Annotated in this window: 19 protein-coding genes; 7 read left to right on the forward strand and 12 right to left on the reverse strand. The window is 60.6% G+C overall.

Going from position 1 to position 19,114, the window contains the following annotated elements; translation table 11 throughout:
- The first annotated feature begins 88 nt into the window (after positions 1–88).
- Complete coding sequence (nadB, locus tag VVD49_RS21180) at positions 89–1,744, forward strand: L-aspartate oxidase (protein WP_327601231.1); 1,656 nt, start codon at positions 89–91, stop codon at positions 1,742–1,744.
- Here the strand turns inward: nadB and VVD49_RS21185 are convergent.
- The 9 genes from VVD49_RS21185 to VVD49_RS21225 all read right to left on the reverse strand — a co-directional run bounded on the left by VVD49_RS21185 (position 1,741) and on the right by VVD49_RS21225 (position 8,751).
- Entirely contained in the window at positions 1,741–2,211 is a 471-nt protein-coding gene (locus VVD49_RS21185; RefSeq protein ID WP_327601232.1) for a YgfX family protein, read from the reverse strand. The two genes, nadB and VVD49_RS21185, sit on opposite strands and share 4 nt — an antisense overlap.
- Before the next feature lie 26 nt (positions 2,212–2,237).
- Complete coding sequence (gene fabF, locus VVD49_RS21190; protein ID WP_327601233.1) at positions 2,238–3,476, reverse strand: beta-ketoacyl-ACP synthase II; 1,239 nt, start codon at positions 3,474–3,476, stop codon at positions 2,238–2,240.
- Between the two features lie 260 nt (positions 3,477–3,736).
- Positions 3,737–3,979, reverse strand: a complete 243-nt coding sequence (acpP, locus tag VVD49_RS21195) for an acyl carrier protein (RefSeq protein ID WP_327601234.1) — start codon at positions 3,977–3,979, stop codon at positions 3,737–3,739.
- 149 nt (positions 3,980–4,128) lie between these two features.
- Positions 4,129–4,875 carry a 3-oxoacyl-ACP reductase FabG gene (gene fabG, locus VVD49_RS21200; RefSeq protein WP_327601235.1) on the reverse strand — a complete coding sequence of 249 codons (747 nt, stop codon included), beginning with the start codon at positions 4,873–4,875 and terminating at the stop codon, positions 4,129–4,131.
- Positions 4,876–4,921: 46 nt separating this feature from the next.
- On the reverse strand, positions 4,922–5,848 hold the full coding sequence (fabD, locus tag VVD49_RS21205; RefSeq protein WP_327601236.1) for an ACP S-malonyltransferase: 927 nt from the start codon (positions 5,846–5,848) through the stop codon (positions 4,922–4,924).
- Positions 5,849–5,947: 99 nt separating this feature from the next.
- On the reverse strand, positions 5,948–6,913 hold the full coding sequence (locus VVD49_RS21210) for a beta-ketoacyl-ACP synthase III (protein ID WP_327601237.1): 966 nt from the start codon (positions 6,911–6,913) through the stop codon (positions 5,948–5,950).
- A complete protein-coding gene (gene plsX / locus VVD49_RS21215) occupies positions 6,910–7,971 on the reverse strand; it encodes a phosphate acyltransferase PlsX (protein ID WP_327601238.1) in 1,062 nt (353 codons plus the stop codon). The genes VVD49_RS21210 and plsX overlap by 4 nt, the downstream gene beginning before the upstream one ends.
- A gap of 68 nt (positions 7,972–8,039) precedes the next feature.
- Positions 8,040–8,219, reverse strand: a complete 180-nt coding sequence (rpmF, locus tag VVD49_RS21220; RefSeq protein ID WP_327601239.1) for a 50S ribosomal protein L32 — start codon at positions 8,217–8,219, stop codon at positions 8,040–8,042.
- Between the two features lie 19 nt (positions 8,220–8,238).
- Complete coding sequence (locus VVD49_RS21225; RefSeq protein WP_327601240.1) at positions 8,239–8,751, reverse strand: YceD family protein; 513 nt, start codon at positions 8,749–8,751, stop codon at positions 8,239–8,241.
- Positions 8,752–8,819: 68 nt separating this feature from the next.
- On the opposite strand from VVD49_RS21225, the gene VVD49_RS21230 reads away from it, so the two are divergent.
- Together VVD49_RS21230 and VVD49_RS21235 are read left to right on the forward strand one after the other, a co-directional pair.
- Entirely contained in the window at positions 8,820–9,398 is a 579-nt protein-coding gene (locus VVD49_RS21230) for a Maf family protein (protein WP_327601241.1), read from the forward strand.
- The gene (locus VVD49_RS21235; protein ID WP_416384922.1) at positions 9,359–10,162 is read left to right on the forward strand and encodes an SAM-dependent methyltransferase; all 804 of its coding nucleotides are present in this window, start codon (positions 9,359–9,361) and stop codon (positions 10,160–10,162) included. The genes VVD49_RS21230 and VVD49_RS21235 overlap by 40 nt, the downstream gene beginning before the upstream one ends.
- 13 nt (positions 10,163–10,175) lie before the next feature.
- Here the strand turns inward: VVD49_RS21235 and VVD49_RS21240 are convergent, their stop codons facing one another.
- Positions 10,176–10,544 (reverse strand): hypothetical protein, encoded by a 369-nt coding sequence (locus tag VVD49_RS21240; RefSeq protein ID WP_327601243.1) that lies wholly within the window; start codon positions 10,542–10,544, stop codon positions 10,176–10,178.
- A 184-nt stretch (positions 10,545–10,728) separates the two neighbouring features.
- Here VVD49_RS21240 and VVD49_RS21245 point away from each other — a divergent pair, with 184 nt between their 5' ends.
- Complete coding sequence (locus tag VVD49_RS21245; protein WP_327601244.1) at positions 10,729–11,856, forward strand: ABC transporter substrate-binding protein; 1,128 nt, start codon at positions 10,729–10,731, stop codon at positions 11,854–11,856.
- A gap of 4 nt (positions 11,857–11,860) precedes the next feature.
- Here VVD49_RS21245 and VVD49_RS21250 read toward each other — a convergent pair whose 3' ends face one another.
- Together VVD49_RS21250 and uvrB are read right to left on the reverse strand one after the other, a co-directional pair.
- Positions 11,861–12,322 carry a low molecular weight protein-tyrosine-phosphatase gene (locus VVD49_RS21250; RefSeq protein WP_327601245.1) on the reverse strand — a complete coding sequence of 154 codons (462 nt, stop codon included), beginning with the start codon at positions 12,320–12,322 and terminating at the stop codon, positions 11,861–11,863.
- Positions 12,323–12,408: 86 nt separating this feature from the next.
- Positions 12,409–14,457: an excinuclease ABC subunit UvrB gene (uvrB, locus tag VVD49_RS21255; protein WP_327601246.1), complete on the reverse strand. Its 2,049-nt coding sequence runs from the start codon at positions 14,455–14,457 to the stop codon at positions 12,409–12,411.
- 167 nt (positions 14,458–14,624) lie between these two features.
- On the opposite strand from uvrB, the gene VVD49_RS21260 reads away from it, so the two are divergent.
- The 3 genes from VVD49_RS21260 (at position 14,625) to VVD49_RS21270 (ending at position 19,107) form a co-directional block, all read left to right on the forward strand.
- A complete protein-coding gene (locus tag VVD49_RS21260; protein WP_327601247.1) occupies positions 14,625–15,830 on the forward strand; it encodes an amino acid aminotransferase in 1,206 nt (401 codons plus the stop codon).
- 178 nt (positions 15,831–16,008) lie between these two features.
- Positions 16,009–18,132: a DEAD/DEAH box helicase gene (locus VVD49_RS21265; protein ID WP_327601248.1), complete on the forward strand. Its 2,124-nt coding sequence runs from the start codon at positions 16,009–16,011 to the stop codon at positions 18,130–18,132.
- A gap of 150 nt (positions 18,133–18,282) precedes the next feature.
- Complete coding sequence (locus VVD49_RS21270; RefSeq protein WP_327601249.1) at positions 18,283–19,107, forward strand: ParA family protein; 825 nt, start codon at positions 18,283–18,285, stop codon at positions 19,105–19,107.
- The last annotated feature ends 7 nt before the right edge of the window (positions 19,108–19,114 follow it).

Below are 19,114 nucleotides of genomic sequence, written 5' to 3' on the forward strand. Positions count from 1 at the left end.
TTGGACCAACAAACGCGCATGCTATATTTCAGCGCGCAAACGCTGACAAGCTTGCTGTGGCTTCAAGTCCTCGCAGGCGCCAAAATAGATGCCGGCTCTCCATCCAGGCTTCACCCCCACTCAAAGGCTCTTCTCCTTGAAGCAGTTTGACGTCTTGATTCTCGGCACCGGGCTTGCAGGGCAATCACTTGCACTGCGGCTTGCCGATAAATTGCGCATTGCTCTCGTTACAAAGCGGCACATCGAAGATACGGCGAGTGCGTGGGCTCAAGGCGGCATTGCCGCCGTGATCGACCCCTCCGATTCAGTTGATTCGCATTACGACGATACGCTGGTCGCCGGCAGTCATCTCAACGACCCCGCCGCCACGCGTTTTGTCGTCGAGCACGGCAAAAGCGCCATTGAATGGCTACGCTCACAAGGCGTGCCCTTCACGCCGGATGATGAAACAGCCTGGGGCATGCACCTCACGCGTGAGGGCGGTCACAGCCATCGACGCATCGTGCACGTTGCCGACGCGACCGGCGCTGCCGTCCAGGAAACGCTGACAGACCGCGTGCGTCGGCATCCGAACATCACCATCCTCGAGCAACACGTCGCTGTCGACCTTATCGTCGGCCACAAGCTCGGCAAACCAAGCGCGGGCTGTCTTGGCGCCTACCTGCTCGATATCAAAAGCGGGCACATAACAGCTTTCGCGGCATCGCATACCGTGCTGGCCACGGGCGGCGCCGGCAAGGTCTATCTCTATACGACCAATCCGGACACTGCGACTGGCGACGGCATTGCGATGGCATGGCGCGCAGGCTGCCGCGTTGCCAATATGGAATTCATCCAGTTCCATCCAACCTGTCTCTATCACCCACAAGCCAAGTCTTTCCTGATTTCTGAAGCAGTGCGCGGCGAAGGCGGCTTGCTCAAACTACCGGATGGCACACGCTTCATGCCGGCCCATGACCCGCGCGCAGAACTCGCACCGCGCGACATCGTGGCGCGCGCCATCGACTTCGAGATGAAGAAGCGCGGTATCGACAGCGTCTTCCTCGACATCAGCCACAAACCCGCGGAATTCCTGCACGAACATTTCCCGAACATCCTGGCACGCTGCGCGGAGCTTGGCATCGACATCACGAAGCAGTCCATCCCCGTCGTCCCCGCGGCTCACTACACCTGCGGCGGCGTGATGATCGACCTGAATTCGCGCACCGACCTGCCCGGTCTCTATGCCATTGGCGAGACCTCGTGCTCAGGGCTGCACGGCGCCAACCGACTGGCCAGCAACTCCCTGCTCGAGTGCGTGGTCTTCAGCGAAGCCGCCGCACAGGACATCCTGAAGAATCCGCGTGCTATCGCGACATCCCTGCCTGCGTGGGACGAAAGCCGCGTCTCGGACGCCGACGAAGAAGTCGTCATCTCGCACAACTGGGACGAACTGCGACGCTTCATGTGGGATTATGTCGGCATCGTGCGCACCACTAAACGCCTGCAACGCGCCCAGCACCGCATTCGCCTGCTGGAGCGGGAAATCAACGAGTACTACACCAACTTCCGCATCGGTAACGATCTGGTTGAACTACGCAATCTGGTCACCACGGCCGATCTCATCGTGCGCAGCGCGCTCCGTCGCAAGGAAACGCGAGGTCTGCATTTCTCGCGCGATTATCCGGAAACCTCCGCGCAAGCCAAACCCACCATACTCACCAATCGACGCTTTCCGTGGGGTCTGAAACGCTGGAACAGCTAAACGGATTGCGCTGACTGCGACATCACTGACCAGTGCAACCAGAGTTTCATCACGCGCCACTCTTCAGCGGAAAAAGCATCGCGCAATAGCGCAAAACGCCGCTGTCGGCCGCCCATCTCTGCCTGCCAGTGCAGGATGAGCAAGGGCCCCATATCCACGCTTGTGGGCAACACGCGCCCCTCGAAGACCCTCTCTCCCACTAGCAATTGAGCACCTTCAGCATGCGGACGCAAACTCGCCTCACGCAAGCGTCGGGCAGTGCGCAACTCGCGCTGGATTGATACAAGACACAGCACAATAACGAGGCAACGAACCCACAACGGGACGCCAGCTCCCAGCATGCTTGCCAGAGGCATCAAATGCACAAGCCCGATCGCCAGCCATAAAGCCGAGGATCGGGCCAGTGAAATACGCGAAGGGTATTTGTTAGCGAGCTTGTTTGCGGCAGGCTCCCCGGCAACAGACATGCTGCAGGGGCTCCCGTCACTCGCGATCAGACGCGCTGGAACACCAGCGTGCTGTTCGTACCGCCAAAACCGAACGAATTGGAGATCGCAACATCGATCTTCATCGGGCGGGCAATCAGCGGCACATAATCAAGATCGCATGCTGGATCTGGATCATGCAGATTGGCTGTTGGTGGAGCAACCTGATGATGGATGGCCAGGCACGAGAAGACCGCCTCGATACCTGCCGCACCACCCAGCAAGTGACCTGTCATCGACTTGGTGGAGCTGACTGCCAGTTGCTTTGCACGATCACCGAAGGCTCGCTTGATCGCCAGCGTTTCAGCAATGTCACCGAGACCAGTCGACGTGCCATGCGCGTTGACGTAGTCGACCGCCTCGCTATTGACGCGTGCGTTGCGCAGCGCATTGGTCACCGAACGTGCAGCACCCTCACCACCTTCGCTAGGTGCCGTGATGTGATAAGCATCGGAGCTCATGCCGTAGCCAGCGACTTCACAGTAGATCTTCGCGCCACGTGCTTTGGCGTGCTCAAGCTCTTCAAGTACCAGCACACCGGCACCTTCACCCAGCACGAAGCCATCACGGCCCATGTCCCATGGGCGGCTCGCTGTAGCAGGATCGTCATTGCGTGTTGACAAAGCCTTGGCTGCACAGAAACCACCGACACCAAGGAAAGACACTGTCGACTCGGCACCACCGGCGATCATGACGTCCGCATCGCCATACTCGATCAGACGCTGGGCTTCACCAATGGAATGATTGCCGGTCGCGCACGCACTCACTGTCGCGAAATTGGGGCCCTTGAAACCATAGTTGATCGACAGGATGCCGGAGATCATGTTGATGATCGAACCGGGCACGAAAAACGGCGACACCTTCTTCACGCCGGCCTCGCGCGAAGCCTCGTGCGTATCCTCGATCAGCGGCAAACCGCCAATGCCCGAGCCGATACACACGCCAACCTGTTCCGCGTAGGAAGGGTTTGCTTCGATGCCCGCATCCTTGAGTGCATCGATGGCGGCAGCCAGGCCGTAGTGAATGAACGTGTCGAAACGACGCGCCTCTTTCGGGGAAAGATATTGCGCAACGTCGAAATTCTTGACCTCACCCGCAATCTGGGTGGGCAGTGAAGACGCGTCAAAACGCGTGATACGTGCAATGCCCGAACGCGCATTGACGATATTGTCCCATGCAGCAGCAAGGGAATTGCCAACCGGAGAAATAATCCCCAGCCCTGTTACGACGACTCGGCGACGCGTCAAGGATTTGCTCCTTCGAGAGTCTCCGCGTCCTGCCTCGAAACCACACCCACGAAATGCCGGAACCTGCGGGGTGTCTTCGCATGCCAGACCAGATGGCACGAGCGCATGACGACAGCGCGGCAAAAAGCGGAAGACATTAACAACGAACGGCGGAACATTCCGGATCCGGACTGTTCCGCCGCTTGAAGCCGTATCGAACTACTTGCCCGGCTTGCCCTCAAGCACGCCGGCCATACAGCATTACGACTTCACGAATTCAATCAGGCCTTGCTCAGATTGGCGCTGACGTAGTCGATTGCTTGCTGAACAGTGGTGATCTTTTCAGCTTCTTCGTCCGGAATTTCGCATTCGAATTCTTCTTCGAGCGCCATCACGAGTTCAACCGTGTCCAGCGAATCTGCACCCAAGTCATCCACGAACGACGAATCGTTCTTGATGTCCGCGTCGTTGACGCCAAGTTGTTCGGCGACGATCTTACGAACGCGCTGTTCAATGTTCTCCATGAATCGCTCCTTCTCTGAATTAATGCGTCTACTAATTGGACAAACTTCACCATTTTAGCAGAAAGCGCCGCCAACTTTGAGTCACCTTCTCGTATCGGCTCTTGCGACGCTTCCTGCCGGGTTCAAATCAGGCTCTGGAGCCTGAAAAATCACGCCATGTACATGCCGCCATTGACATGCAAGGTTGCGCCAGAAATGTAGCTGGCTTCGCTTGAAGCAAGAAACACGACTGCAGCAGCAATCTCTTCGGGACGCCCCAGGCGGCCCACAGCGATCTGGCCTTGCAACGCATCGCGTTGCGCGTCCGGCAGCTCACGAGTCATATCGGTGTCGATGAATCCAGGCGCCACGCAATTGACTGTGATGTTGCGACTCCCCAGCTCACGCGCCAGCGCGCGCGTCATGCCCGCGACACCGGCTTTCGCAGCGGCGTAATTGGCCTGACCCAGGTTGCCGGCACTGCCGACCACCGAGGTAATGCTGATGATGCGGCCAAAGCGCGCTTTCATCATCGGGCGCATGACCAGCTTGGACATGCGGAACACCGCTTTCAGATTGGTGTCGATGACCGCATCCCACTCTGTGTCTTTCATGCGCAGGGCGATGTTGTCACGTGTGATGCCGGCGTTATTGACCAGAATCGAGACACCCCCAAATTCGTTTTCGATCTGCGTCACAGCCGCTTCGGCCGCCGCTGCATCGGTCACATCAAGCGCCATGCCACGGCCCTTCACACCCGCCTCGGCCAGCGCCGCAGAAATCGCAGCTGCGCCCGACTCCGACGTTGCCGTACCGATGACCGTTGCGCCGGCCTTACCCAACTGCAGCGCAATCGAATTGCCGATGCCACGACTGGCACCCGTTACCAGTGCCACTTGTCCTTCAAGACTGAACACGTTCGTTTTCTCCTGTTGCGATAGGTCGCAAGATGGGTCGTCGGACTCAGGCTTGCGCCAGAGCCTGCAGCTTTCCGCTATCGGTAATCGCTTCGATCGTCAGCGAGCTCTCGATGCGCTTGACCAGACCGGCCAACACTTTGCCCGGACCAAATTCGTAGACAGCCTCAATACCATCAGCATGCATGTGGCGAATGGTTTCGATCCAGCGAACCGGACTGAACGCCTGACGTACCAGCGCATCGCGAATCGCATCCGGATCGGAGGGTGTTGCAACGTCGACATTATTCACGACCGGAATCTCAGGCACGGCAATCGCCACCGAGGCCAGACGCTCGCGCAAGCGTTCCGCGGCGGGCGCCATCAGCGCGCAGTGAAACGGCGCGCTCACAGGCAGCAGCACAGCACGCTTTGCACCACGTGCGGTACACGCAGCCATCGCACGTTCCACGGCAGCAGTGTGCCCCGCAATCACGATCTGACCGGAAGAGTTGAGGTTTGCAGCAGAAACAACCTGTCCTTGGGCGGCTTCACTGCAAGCAGCTTCGATGGCATCCGGCTCAAGCCCCAACACGGCAGCCATTGCGCCAACACCCGCCGGCACCGCCTCTTGCATGGCCTGCGCCCGAAAACGCACGAGCTGCACGGCATCGGCAAACTGCAGAGCGCCGGCAGCAACCAGCGCAGAATATTCACCCAGACTATGGCCTGCAACCACGGCTGGTGCTGCACCACCTTCAGCCAACCAGGCCCGCCACACGGCGACTCCGGCGGTCAGCATGATGGGTTGTGTATTGACGGTCTGATTGATCGTTTCAGCGGGGCCGTCGGCAAGCATTTGCCACAGGTCCTGCTTCAGAGCTTCGCTCGCCTCTGCAAAGGTTTCGCGCAGCACAGGCTGATCGCCATAGGGCGCCATCATGCCAACCGACTGCGAGCCCTGTCCGGGAAAAACAGCGGCAAATTTCTTCAAGATGAACTCCTGAGATATGGGCGAAGCGACAACAAAACGCTCGCAGAATAATGTGACAGCCTCATGGCGCCCGACCGGCACCACGAAGCAAGCGTCGGCCTAGAAGCGCAGCAGCGCAGCGCCCCACGTGAAGCCGCCGCCAACACCTTGCAGCAGGACACTCTGGCCACGTTGAATACGTCCGTCACGCACTGCGGCATCAAGTGCCAGCGGCACCGAGGCAGCAGACGTATTGCCATGACGATCCACAGTCACCACAACCTTCTCATCAGGAAGGCCAAGGCGCTTCGAGGTCGCTTTCATGATGCGGATGTTGGCCTGATGCGGGATCAACCAGTCCAGGTCGCCGATCTGCATCGACGCAGCAGCAAGCACCTCCAACGCCACATCACCCAGCACGCGCACGGCCATCTTGAACACGGACTGTCCGTCCATGTGCAGGAATGGCGAACCGGTAATCACCCCATTGGAAATGCTGCCCGTCGCATTCAGGATAGGCGATTGGCTGCCATCTGCATGCAGCGCGGTCGCCAGAATTCCGGGCTCGCTGTCGGCCACGAGGACAACCGCACCAGCGCCATCGCCGAACAGCACACAGGTGCCGCGATCTTTCCAGTCAACGATGCGCGACAGCGTTTCCGCACCGATCACCAACGCGCGCTTGTGACTGCCGCTCTTTACGAATTTGTCGGCAACGGCCAGCGCGTAAGCGAATCCACTACAGACAGCCTGCACATCGAAGGCAGTCGCGCCTGCTGGCACGCCCAGCACGTTCTGTACGAGACAGGCCGTGCTTGGAAAAATCATGTCAGGTGTCGTCGTCGCAACGATCAACAGATCGATTTCGGTCGCGGCCACGCCTGCAGCATCCAGCGCTCGGCGAGCCGCTTCGCTGGCCAGCTGACTGGTCGTGACACCCGTCTCAACCAGATGACGCGTGCGGATGCCGGTGCGCTCGGAGATCCACTCATCCGAAGTATCTATGCCGCGCGCGACGAGGTCGTCATTGGAGACGGGCGAACCGGGCAGAAAGCCGCCCGTCCCCGCAATACGAGAAAAAATCATGCTGTACGGACCGCTTGAGTACTGTTCTGTTCTTCGGTGCGAGGAGCGTGCGTTTGCGTGTATTCCACCATGCGCCGCTCAATTCGTTCGATCAGCTGATTGCGTGCCGCTTCGGTGCAGCGAATCAAAGCCTGGCCAAACGCAAATGCATCCGCTGAGCCATGGCTTTTCACGACCACCCCACGCAAGCCCAGCAACACCGCGCCATTATAACGGCGGTGATCTGCACGACGCTTGAAACGCATCAGCATGTGTGCCGCAGGAAGTGCGCACAGACGGGTAAACCAGTTACGGTTAAGCTCTTCCTTGAGGAAGCTCACGAACATCATGCCGAGCCCCTCAGAAGCCTTGAGCGCAACGTTGCCAACAAATCCATCGCAGACGATGACGTGGCACGAGCCTTTGTAGATGTCGTTACCCTCGACATTGCCGATGAAGTTGAGCCCGCTCTTGCGCAACAACTCGCCGGCTTCCTTGACGATTTCGTTGCCCTTGGTCTCTTCTTCACCGATGTTGAGCAAGCCGACTTCAGGGCGCTCCTGGTGCTCCAGGGCCTCAACCAGCATTGCGCCCATAATGCCGAATTGCAGCAGATGCTCGGCCGTACAGTCGACGTTGGCGCCCAGATCCAGCATGTAGGTCTGCCCTTCGACGGCAGGCATGACCTGCACGATCGCGGGGCGATCAATGCCGGGAAGGGTCTTGAGCACGAAGCGGGAGATCGCCATCAGCGCGCCGGTGTTGCCGGCAGAAATGGCGGCCTGAGCCTCACCGCTCTTGACGAGATCGATCGCCACGCGCATGGAAGAATCCTTCTTCACACGCATGGCAGTCGCTGGCGCTTCGTCCATGGCAATGACTTCGCTGGCGTGCTGGATCCGCACGCGATCCCCAAAGGGAGCGAACTCGGCAAGGACTGCTTTGGAAAAGATATCCGCAAGCCCGACCAGTACGATCTTTACCGTCGGATCAGCACGCAGAAATTCGCTGGCAGCCGGCAGGGTGACCGAAGGACCGTGGTCACCGCCCATGCAATCAATCGCGATTGTGACGTTCATTGCGACCTGTGGCGGAGTCGGTGATGCAGAGAGCGGGCTGGAGGCAGCCCGCCCGACAAGGGGGCGGATTACTCGCCCTTGGCCTTGACAACCTTCTTGCCCCGGTAGAAACCGGAAGCGGAAACATGGTGACGCAGGTGAACTTCACCGGTGGTCGACTCGACAGCGATCGAAGGTGCTGTCAGGAAATCATGCGAACGGTGCATGCCACGCTTGGATGGGGACTTCTTGTTTTGTTGAACGGCCATTTTGTTCTACTCCTGAAAACTATGCGTTTGAATCATTCGAACGCTTCAATTTGCCCAACGCCGCGAAAGGCGACGCCAGATCATCCTGCGGCCCACCCGAAGACACGCTGCACTCATCGTGCATCGGCGCCAGTGGCAGACTCAGCAAAAGCTCGTCTTCAACCAGGGCCAGCACATCGAGATTGCGGCTTGCGTGGATCGGGTCGAAATCATCCTCGGCCAGATCCTCATCAGGAAGCTCATCCCCTTCGCGCACCAACAACAAACGGCTATGCGACTCAACGGGACATGCCACATCACCAAGACAACGCTGACAGCCAAGCACTACTTCGGTTTCGAGCTGCAGGACAAGAAATCTCTTGTCGTCACGGCTCTCACCTTCGATACGATACTTGACGGCACGTTCCGCTCCCGCGGGACGCAACTGATCGGCGAGTCTGGTAAAACCACCTGCAGGCACCTCGGCCTCCAGCACGGCGCCGCGGCGCGCGAACTCGAAGGGGTCTGCAATGCTTGCGTTGTGGTGCGACATAAACCGTCAATGATATTATCTTGGCCCTTCCCTGTCAAAGCTTGCGCGGAGTCGCGCCAGCATTCTTCATGCCTTCGCTTGTTCTGGCCTCCACATCGACCTACCGCAAACAGCTGCTGGAACGGCTCGAACTGGCTTTTCTGACAGATCGGCCTGACGTAGATGAGAGCGAGCTGCCAGGCGAAACGCCCACCGCAACGGCAGAGCGACTGGCTCTCGCCAAAGCGCGTGCCGTTGCTAATCGTCATCCCGGCTCGCTGATCATTGGCAGTGACCAGGTTGCATACAGCGATATGCAGCGCTTCGGCAAACCCGGGACGGCCGAGCGCGCAATTGGGCAACTGCAAGCCATGCGTGGCAAGTCGATATTTTTTCACACCGCGCTTTGTCTGCTGGATACCCGCAACGGCACATACCAGCAGGATGCCGTCAGTACCGAGGTCCGCTTTCGTGCACTCAGCGATGCAGAAATCCAGCGCTACGTGGAACGCGAGCAGCCATTCGACTGCGCAGGCAGCGCCAAAGCCGAAGCCTTGGGCATCAGCCTTATTGAATACATGCGCGGTGATGACCCGAACGCGCTCATCGGCCTGCCGCTGATTTCACTATGCAACATGCTGCGTACAGCAGGCGTGGAGATTTTGTGAGCAGCGGCACGCTTTACCTGATTCCCGTCGGACTGGGCCCGGGCGACAGCGCCTTGACGCATCCGCCCGAGGTAGTGCGGCAATTGCAGGCACTCGACTACTTCATCGTCGAACGCGCCAAGACGGCACGTGCGGACCTGAAGCGCTACGGCCACCCACGCCCCTTGCAGGAGCTCGACATCCACGAGCTACCTGAATCGCCGGACACGGCCTGGCTCGATGCGCATCTGCAGGCAGCCAAGGCCGGCCGCAATATCGGCCTGATGTCGGAAGCGGGCTGCCCCGCCGTGGCCGATCCTGGCGCGCTGGTCGTGCGCCGCGCCCACCATCACGGTTTGCGTGTCGTGCCGCTGGTAGGCCCGTCGTCGCTGCTGCTGGCCATGATGGCGTCCGGCCTCAACGGCCAGAGCTTCGCTTTTCACGGCTATCTACCGATTGCAGCGGCCGAGCGCACGCAACGCATCCAGCAACTGGAAGCGGAATCGGCGCAATGGCAACGCACCCAACTCTTCATCGAGACGCCTTATCGCAACGCGGCCATGCTCGACGCGCTGCTTGCGGCCTGCAAGCCAGAAACCCTGCTCTGTGTCGCCACATCGCTCACTACGACTGACGAATGGGTCATGACGCGTAGCATCGCGCAGTGGAAGAAGGCTGAAAAGCCGGATCTCGATCGCCGGCCCAGCATCTTCCTGTTGCTGGCCAGTCACGTCACGCGTAGCGCGTCATCCGCCGGAGCGGTCCCCAAGCACGGCAGGCGCTGACGCGCTGCAAACGTCAGGCCTTGATCTGGCGAAACAGGTTGATCACGAAGCAGATGACGCCAATGATCAGCAGCGTCGCCCCCAGGCCGATCACAGGCCCCGCCTCCTTGGCCCCGGAAAGAAAAAGACTCAGGGCCACCATCATGATGGGCAAGCCAAGGTTGTACAGCGCGAAGTGCGCCTTGGCGAGTCGCGTCTCTGCCGCGGCCGGCCGCGCAAAGTACACCAGGCTGAATATGGCCATCGACACCCAGCCCAGCAGATTGACGTGCGCGTGCACAGGCATCTGCGCGAACTTCTCGGTAATTGACATGGCATATCCCATGCCCACGCCGACCAGGAAGTAGAGACCTGCCAGTCGCAGAAACCAGATTTTCAGCATTTTCTTTCCCCTTGTTGTTTTGATCGTGGCGCACCGCTCTTGAAGCAGCCGAGGCAAGTGTAGAGCGGGCCAAGCCACGCCAGCGCTAGATTTTCACTAACAAGATCCTAAAAATTTCTTCATTTTGTAATGAGGCGATAATCAGTGAAGAGCACTATGCGGCTCCCTCAAGACGGGTCACGTCATGAACCGCCGCAAGTTCCTTATCAGCTCCACGCAGGGCTCCGCCGCCCTGCTTTCAAGCTTCAATCTCACTGCGCAGCAGCCGCGCAGCGAGATCATCGTCGGCCAATCGGTCGACCTTTCAGGCCCCCTGCAGAACCTGGGGCGAGACTATTTCACAGGCGCCAAACTGGCCTTTGACCAGGTGAATGCCAGCGGCGGCACTGCCGGTCGGAAATGGCGCTTCATACAGATCGACGATGGCGCCGTTCCTGCGCAGGCAGTCTCCAATGTGTCGCGACTCCTGACACAGGATCGCGCAGACATCCTCTTCGGCTTTACCAGCGACGCCTGTGTAGAAGCCGTACTGGCAGCACCCGCCTTCAAGGCATCCGGGCGCCTGCTGTTCGCTCCGATGAGCGGGCTTGCCTCGTCTGGCGCGGGTGATCGCGTCGTATACGTGCGCGCCACTTACGCCGAAGAGCTTCTTGCCATGTTCCGACAGTTCTCTGCCGGCAATATGAGCACAGTCACCATTGCGCACACACCTGCCCCAGCCAGTCTCGCGACCCGCAATGCGGCGATGGATCTACTGCGCAAACACAATATTCCGCTGCCTTCGCTCGTCACGCTGAAAGACGATGGCAGCAATGCCGCCGCGCTGGCCAGCGGCATCGGACGCACCCCGCCGCAAGCCCTGGTCATCATTGCGGACACCATCCCCGCCGCACTGCTTGCTCGTGAATTGCGTGGCCGAGCGCCGGGCATGATGATCGGCATGACGTCCGCCGTCGATGCCACAGCCTTGCAACAGATACTGGGGGCGGAATTGTCCTTCGGCCTGCTCTTGTCGCGCGTTGTGCCCAACCCTCACAAAGGCACCGAACGCGTCGTGCGCGAGTTCTCGCGCGTGCTGACGAAATACCTCGACGAGGCGCCCACAGCGGCAAGCCTCGAAGGCTACATCGCCGGGCGCGCCCTGATCGAAACCGTGCGCAGGTCAGGCAACGCAACAGGCACGCCCGCCTTGTTGCAAGGCATGCGATCGCTTGATCTGGGCGGTTGGGAACTGGCCTTCGGCAACGACGAGCGCACCTCGCATCGCGTCGATATCAGCATGATCACGCGCTCCGGCGCACTGCTCGGATAGCGGCCTAACGGTACTTGTCGAGGATGCCTTGCACGGCGTCCTCGCACATGTCGAGCACCCGCTCGAAGCCTTCCTCATCACCGTAGTAGGGATCCGGCACGTCGCCCGCAGCATGGCGTTCGGCAAAGCTCAGCATCATCACCAGCTTGTGGTGATGCTCCGTTGGGCACTGGCGCTTCAGCCAGACAAGGTGCCCCTTGTCCATCGCCACGATGAGGTCGAATCGTTCGAAGTCCTCAGGCGTGACGGGCCGCGCACGCAACTTCGACAAGTCGTAACCGCGACGCTTGGCCGCCTTCTGCGCGCGAGGGTCCGGCGCTTCGCCATCGTGATAGGCGTGCGTGCCGGCGGAATCGATTTCCAGCTCGCCATGCATGCCCAGGCGCTGCACCCAGTGACGCGCCATGCCATCCGCTGTGGGTGAACGGCAGATATTCCCCGTACATACAAACAGAATTCTCTTCACGACTTCTGTGAGGAGAAAGGAGTGAGGAGCGAGGAGCAATGCGCCCCGAACCCCTCCCTCCTTACTCCTGACTCCTCTCTTGAATTTCAGTGGTGATCTGCGCCAAATGCGCGCTGGCGAAGCTTGAAGAGCTCGTCGCGCGCAGCAGCAGCTTTTTCGAAGTCCAGATTCTTCGCGTATTCCATCATGTCTTTTTCCAGCTTCTTGATGGCCTTCGCAAGCTGTTTTTCGTTCATGGTTGCGTAGTCGACGCCGGGCTCTGCAACCAGCAAGGCCGGGTTCTCGGCATCCGGTTGATAGACACCATCAATGATGTCCTTGATCCGCTTGTTCACCGACTTTGGCACGATGCCATTGGCTTCGTTGAAAGCAATCTGCTTGTTGCGACGACGCTCGGTTTCGCCGATCGCCGCGCGCATCGAATCCGTCATGCGATCAGCGTAGAGGATCGCCGTGCCGTTGAGGTGGCGCGCCGCCCGGCCGATGGTCTGGATCAGCGAGCGCGTGGAACGCAGGAAACCCTCCTTGTCGGCATCGAGAATCGCCACCAGCGACACTTCCGGCAGATCGATACCTTCGCGCAAGAGGTTGATACCCACCAGCACATCAAATTCGCCGAGACGCAGATCGCGCAGGATCTCGACGCGCTCGACCGTGTCGATATCGCTATGCAGGTAGCGCACCTTGACGCCGTTCTCGCCAAGATATTCCGTCAGCTCCTCGGCCATGCGCTTGGTCAGCACGGTGATCAGCACGCGTTCACTGACGGCGACACGCTTGCGGATTTCGGTGAGTACATCGTCGACCTGCGTCGTTGCCGGGCGCACGTCGACGATCGGATCCACTAGCCCCGTCGGCCGCACGACCTGTTCGACGACCTGCCCCTGATGCGCATCTTCATACGTCGAGGGCGTCGCCGAAACAAAGATGGTCTGCGGCATGAGGCGCTCGAATTCGTCGAACTTGAGCGGGCGATTGTCTGCTGCCGAGGGCAGGCGAAAGCCGAAGTCGATGAGGTTGAGCTTGCGCGCCTGGTCGCCCTTGAACATGGCGCCCACCTGCGGAATCGCCACGTGCGATTCGTCAACGAACATCAGGGAGTCGGCCGGCATGTAGTCGATCAGCGTCGGTGGCGGATCGCCCGCCTTGCGACCGGACATGTGGCGCGAGTAGTTCTCGATGCCCTTGCAGAACCCCAGCTCGGTCAGCATCTCGAGATCAAAGCGTGTGCGCTGCTCGATGCGCTGCGCTTCGACGAGCTTGCCGCCACGGTGGTAGAACTCGATGCGCTCGCGCAGCTCTTCCTTGATGTCCTCGATGGCACGCATCACGGTCGTGCGTGGCGTCACGTAGTGACTCGACGGATACACCGTGAAGCGACCGAGCTTCTGCTTGAGGTGGCCCGTCAGCGGATCGAACAGCGTGATGTGCTCGATCTCATCGTCAAACATCTCGATGCGCACAGCCAGCTCGGCATTCTCTGCCGGGAACACGTCGATCACGTCGCCACGCACGCGGAAGGTGCCACGATGGAAATCCACATCGGAGCGCGTGTATTGCATGCCGACCAAGCGTTGCAGCACGTCGCGATGCGCGATCTTCTCGCCCTCGCTGATGTGCAGGATCATGCTGTGATAGTCGCCCGGATCGCCGATACCGTAGATGCACGACACGGTCGCGACGATCACCACGTCGCGGCGCTCCAGCAGGCTCTTGGTGGCCGACAGGCGCATCTGCTCGATGTGCTCGTTGATCGCCGAATCCTTCTCGATGAACAGGTCACGCGACGGCACATAGGCTTCGGGCTGGTAGTAGTCGTAGTACGAGACGAAGTACTCGACCGCATTCTCGGGAAAGAACTCGCGGAATTCAGAATACAGCTGCGCGGCCAGCGTCTTGTTCGGTGCCAGCACGATGGCCGGCCGCCCGGAGCGAGCGATCACATTGGCCATCGTGTAGGTCTTGCCCGAGCCGGTCACCCCCAACAAGGTCTGGTACATCAGGCCGTCTTCGATGCCCTCCGTCAGCTGTGTGATGGCTGTGGGCTGGTCGCCAGCAGGCTGGAACGGCTGATGCAGGCGGAACGGGCTGCCATCAAAGGTGACAATCGGAGGGCTGGAAGGCTGCTCTGGCATGCTAAAATACTGAGTTGTATCGGATTTGGCGTCAGCAAATCTGCGCTAGGTTCGTTAGGTTACCTTGTAGTGACCTGATTCCGTACCGTCGGTTCTATCTCTGCTGACAAGTTCGTCCTGCCTCCGCGCACGGTGCGCCGGGGTTTCTTTCCATAGCTGGAGCACTCATGAGTTCGTCGATCTTTGCCGCCGTCGAAATGGCACCGCGTGACCCCATTCTGGGTCTGAATGAAGCATTCAACGCAGACACCCGCACCACCAAGGTCAATCTTGGCGTGGGCGTGTATTTCACTGACGAAGGCAAGATCCCTCTCCTCGGCGCAGTGAAAGCCGCCGAGAAGGCCCGCCTGGAAGCCGCGCCAGCACGTGGCTACCAGCCGATCGAAGGTCTGGCGGCCTACAACAACGCCGTCGCAACCCTGCTCTTCGGCAAGGATTCGGCCCTGATCACCAACAACCAGACGCTGACCATCGAAGCCCTCGGCGGCACGGGCGCGCTCAAGGTTGGCGCCGACTACCTCAAGCGTCTGCTGCCGAACGCCACCGTTTATATTTCCGACCCGAGCTGGGAAAACCACCGCGCGCTGTTCGAATCGGCCGGTTTCCCGGTCAGCAACTACGCCTACTACGACGCCGCCACGCGTGGCGTGAACTTCGAAGGCATGCTGGCTGACCTGCGCACGATGCCCGCCCAGTCCATCGTCGTGCTGCACGCCTGCTGCCACAACCCGACGGGCGCGGACATCACCGCAGACCAGTGGAAGCAAGTCGTGACCGCGATCAAGGAACGCAACCTGATCGCCTTCCTCGACATGGCCTATCAAGGCTTTGCCGATGGCATCAAGGAAGACGCCGTGGCGCTCGACCTGTTCGCCGCTTCGGGCCTGCAGTTCCTCGTCTCGAGCTCGTTCTCGAAGTCCTTCTCGCTGTACGGCGAACGCGTCGGCGCACTGACCATCGTAGCCGCCAGCAAGGACGAAGCGAGCCGTGTGCTGTCGCAAGTGAAGCGCGTCGTACGCACCAACTACTCCAACCCGCCGACCCACGGCGGCGCCGTCGTTGCGGCCGTGCTGTCCTCGCCAGAGCTGCGCCAACAATGGGAAGACGAACTCGCCGGCATGCGCGTGCGCATCCGCGAAATGCGTAGCGCCATCGTCGAGAAGCTGGCTGCACGCGGTGTGAAGCAGGATTTCAGCTTCGTGCTGAAGCAACGCGGCATGTTCTCCTACACCGGCCTGACGGCTGAGCAGGTCGAACGCATGAAGACCGAGTTCGGCGTCTACGCCGTGTCGACCGGCCGCATCTGCGTTGCTGCGCTGAACACGAAGAACATCGACTACGTGGCGGATGCAATCGCTGCCGTGCTGAAGTAAGCGCTTCACCCCGCACGACGACAAGGGGCCCGCAAGGGCCCTTTGTCATTCCCGCCCCCCCCGCGCTCAAAGCCCCCGTCATCAACTTATTCAGGCATCTGCGCCCGCGTCAGCGATAATGCAGATACTTGGCGCAGTGCAATATGCCGCGCGCCCTCCATACGCTGGTAGCGACACCATGACCGAATCGACCTCCTCCCCGTCCTCCGCCGAGACTTTCGAAGCACTCAAACTCTCTGCGCCGCTGCTTACCGTGCTGGCGGAAATCGGCTACGAAAATCCGTCCCCGATCCAGGCCGCCTGCATCCCGCATCTGCTGGCGGGCAAGGACCTGCTGGGAGAGGCCCAGACCGGTACCGGTAAGACGGCAGCTTTCGCGCTGCCCATGCTGGAACGCCTCATTCCTGCCAGCAAGAAGACGCAGGTACTGGTGCTGACACCGACGCGCGAGCTCGCCATCCAGGTCGCCGAAGCCTTCCAGAAGTATGCGAAGTACATGCGCGACTTCCATGTGGTGCCGATCTATGGCGGCCAGAGTATGGTCGTGCAGCTGCGCCAGCTGAGTCGCGGGGCACAGGTCATCGTCGGCACGCCCGGTCGTGTCATGGACCACTTGAATCGCAAGAGCCTGGTGCTCGACGGCCTGCAGGCTCTGGTTCTCGACGAGGCCGATGAAATGCTGCGCATGGGATTCATCGACGACGTGGAGTGGATTCTCGAGCACACGCCGGCCGAGCGTCAGACAGCGCTGTTCTCGGCCACCATGCCCGACGTGATCCGCCGCGTTGCGCGTACGCACATGCGCGACCCGCAGGAAATCAAGATCAAGGCCGCCACGAGCACCGTGTCGACCATCAAGCAACGCTACTGGCAGGTGCGTGGCGTGAGCAAGCTCGACGCCCTCACCCGCATTCTCGAAGTGGAGGACGACTTCGACGCCGCCATCATCTTCGTGCGCACCAAGACCGCGACGGTGGAACTCGCCGACAAGCTGGCCGCACGCGGTTATGCCGCCGACGCGCTGAATGGCGACATGACCCAGGGCTTGCGCGAACGCGTGATCGAACAGCTCAAGAGTGGCGCGCTGGATATTGTCGTGGCGACCGACGTTGCCGCGCGCGGCATCGACGTGCCGCGCGTCAGCCATGTCATCAACTACGACATTCCGTACGATACCGAAGCCTATGTGCACCGCATCGGCCGCACGGGTCGTGCTGGCCGCGCGGGCAATGCCATCCTGTTCGTTGCACCACGTGAAGGCGGCATGCTGCGCGCCATCGAGCGCGCCACACGCCAACCGATCGAACAGATCGCCCTGCCAAGCCGCGAAGCCGTAGCCGAAAAACGCGTTTCGCAATTCAAGCAGGAAATCCTCGACGCGCTGGACAGTGAAGACATGAGCTTCTTCATGAACGTGGTGCAGCAACTCGAAGAAGAACAAAGCATCAGCGCGCAAGAAATTGCAGCAGCCCTCGCCTACCTCGCGCAACGCGAGCGCCCCCTGCAGCTCGAAGGTACGGACAAGCCGGAAGTGCTACAGCCACGCGCGCCAGAGCGCAATGATCGCAACGACCGGGCGCCCTCGGGCAGCTTCAACGAGCGTTACAGTCAGCGCCCACAAGAAGGTACCGACAGCCGCGCCCCGCACAGCAAGCCGTCTTTTGCCAGCAGGGTTGACGGCGAGAAGCCACGCCGCAGCGGCGCCTTCATTGATGCGGGCTACAACGAGGCAACACGCGAGCGTCGCAGCCTGGAAAAACTGCCAGAAGATCGCCGCGAAGAGATCGAATCACGCCGCCGCGCTGTTGCCGACGGGGTGCTGCAACGCTACCGCATCGAAGTGGGTCGCAATCACGGCGTGACACCGAAAGAAATCGTCGGCGCCATTGCCAACGAAGGCGGTATCGATGGCCGCCAGATCGGTCAGATCAATCTCTTCAGCGAGTACAGCACGGTCGAGCTACCCAGCAACCTGCCAAGCAACATCCTCGAGCGCCTGCAACGCACGCGGGTGTGTCAGCTGCAGATCAAGATCCGCGCCGTAGAACCCGGCGAGATCGATGAAAAGCCGCAACGCGCGCCGCGCCGTGATAGCGGCGATGCGCCACGCGGCAACTTCCGCGAAGGCAGTGGCGACTCCCGTCCGCCACGCCGCGAAGCACCGCCACGCCGATTCAGCGAAGACTCCGGCGGTGCATCGTCCGGCGGAGAGACGCCTCCCAAGCGCGCCTTCAACGACAGCCGGCCACCGGCTCGCGGCCAGCAGTTCTCGTCGGGCAAGCCCGGCAAGTGGAAGAAATAAGGCCCGAAAAAGACGCTCTACGGGCGAAAAGCCCGTTTAAATGGGCTTTATCGGCCTGCCCGCGCCGCTTATTCTTGCCGGACTGACCGCCGTCGACACCTGTCGGCATAGCAACACGCGCAGTCAGCCGGCACGAGGAGCTGTGCAGCAATGTCAGTCATCGCAGTGGTCAATCGCAAAGGCGGCGCGGGCAAATCCACGCTGGCCACGCACGTGGCGGGCTATCTGGCCTCCCTCGGCCACGACGTGATGCTGGGCGACGTGGACAAGCAGCAGTCCTCCCGCCTGTGGTTGAGCCTCCGTCCGGAGAGCACCCCGAAAATCCACGGCTGGACAATGGATGAGCGCAACTTCGCGCGCCCGCCTGCCGGCGTCAAACACGTGGTGCTGGATACGCCAGGCGGTTTCCAGGGTGTCGGTCTGATGAAAGTCGCGCTGTATGCCGATGCCATCCTGATCCCGGCCACCACCTCCATCTTCGACCGCACGGCCGCCGAAGACAGCATCAAGGAGCTGCGCACCTTCCCGCGTATTGCCAGTGGCAAGTGCAGCCTCGGCTGCGTCGGCATGCGCATCGACGGCCGCACGAAGAATGCAGAAGCCCTGCAGGCCTGGGCTTCTGCGCTCGGCTTGCCCTACCTCACCACCATCAAGGCTGCTGCGGCCTACAGCAAGTGTCTTGAGCAGGGCCTATCGATATTCGACTTTCCCCGCGCCAAGGTCGAGCCCTATCTCGAGGAATGGCAAGGCATCACGACCTGGCTGAACGAGCTGCTGGCATTCGCACCGCCGGAGCCGAAAATCAGCCGTCCAGTAGATGGCCACAGCAGCACACCCGTCCGCACGGCCGAGCCCGCGCCGCCCGTCGACCACCGGCCTTTGCCCGTGCGCGTTGCCGAGTCCGCTGCCGCCCATGCAGCGACGAATCCGGCAACGGACAGCAACATCAATCTCCCCGAGTTCCTGCGCCGCTGATCTACGC

The organism is Uliginosibacterium silvisoli (genome assembly GCF_036017035.1).
GTDB lineage: Bacteria > Pseudomonadota > Gammaproteobacteria > Burkholderiales > Rhodocyclaceae > Viridibacterium > Viridibacterium silvisoli.

Excerpts from the sequence above, each read along its gene's own strand:
- VVD49_RS21210 (WP_327601237.1), bottom strand. The coding sequence starts at position 6,913 with ATGATTTTTTCTCGTATTGCGGGGACGGGCGGCTTTCTGCCCGGTTCG.
- VVD49_RS21265 (WP_327601248.1), top strand. The coding sequence starts at position 16,009 with ATGACCGAATCGACCTCCTCCCCGTCCTCCGCCGAGACTTTCGAAGCA.
- rpmF (WP_327601239.1), bottom strand. The coding sequence starts at position 8,219 with ATGGCCGTTCAACAAAACAAGAAGTCCCCATCCAAGCGTGGCATGCAC.
- plsX (WP_327601238.1), bottom strand. The coding sequence starts at position 7,971 with ATGAACGTCACAATCGCGATTGATTGCATGGGCGGTGACCACGGTCCT.
- VVD49_RS21235 (WP_416384922.1), top strand. The coding sequence starts at position 9,359 with ATGCAACATGCTGCGTACAGCAGGCGTGGAGATTTTGTGAGCAGCGGC.
- VVD49_RS21270 (WP_327601249.1), top strand. The coding sequence starts at position 18,283 with ATGTCAGTCATCGCAGTGGTCAATCGCAAAGGCGGCGCGGGCAAATCC.
- nadB (WP_327601231.1), top strand. The coding sequence starts at position 89 with ATGCCGGCTCTCCATCCAGGCTTCACCCCCACTCAAAGGCTCTTCTCC.
- VVD49_RS21185 (WP_327601232.1), bottom strand. The coding sequence starts at position 2,211 with ATGTCTGTTGCCGGGGAGCCTGCCGCAAACAAGCTCGCTAACAAATAC.
- VVD49_RS21240 (WP_327601243.1), bottom strand. The coding sequence starts at position 10,544 with ATGCTGAAAATCTGGTTTCTGCGACTGGCAGGTCTCTACTTCCTGGTC.
- VVD49_RS21230 (WP_327601241.1), top strand. The coding sequence starts at position 8,820 with ATGCCTTCGCTTGTTCTGGCCTCCACATCGACCTACCGCAAACAGCTG.
- VVD49_RS21225 (WP_327601240.1), bottom strand. The coding sequence starts at position 8,751 with ATGTCGCACCACAACGCAAGCATTGCAGACCCCTTCGAGTTCGCGCGC.
- uvrB (WP_327601246.1), bottom strand. The coding sequence starts at position 14,457 with ATGCCAGAGCAGCCTTCCAGCCCTCCGATTGTCACCTTTGATGGCAGC.
- VVD49_RS21245 (WP_327601244.1), top strand. The coding sequence starts at position 10,729 with ATGAACCGCCGCAAGTTCCTTATCAGCTCCACGCAGGGCTCCGCCGCC.
- acpP (WP_327601234.1), bottom strand. The coding sequence starts at position 3,979 with ATGGAGAACATTGAACAGCGCGTTCGTAAGATCGTCGCCGAACAACTT.
- VVD49_RS21260 (WP_327601247.1), top strand. The coding sequence starts at position 14,625 with ATGAGTTCGTCGATCTTTGCCGCCGTCGAAATGGCACCGCGTGACCCC.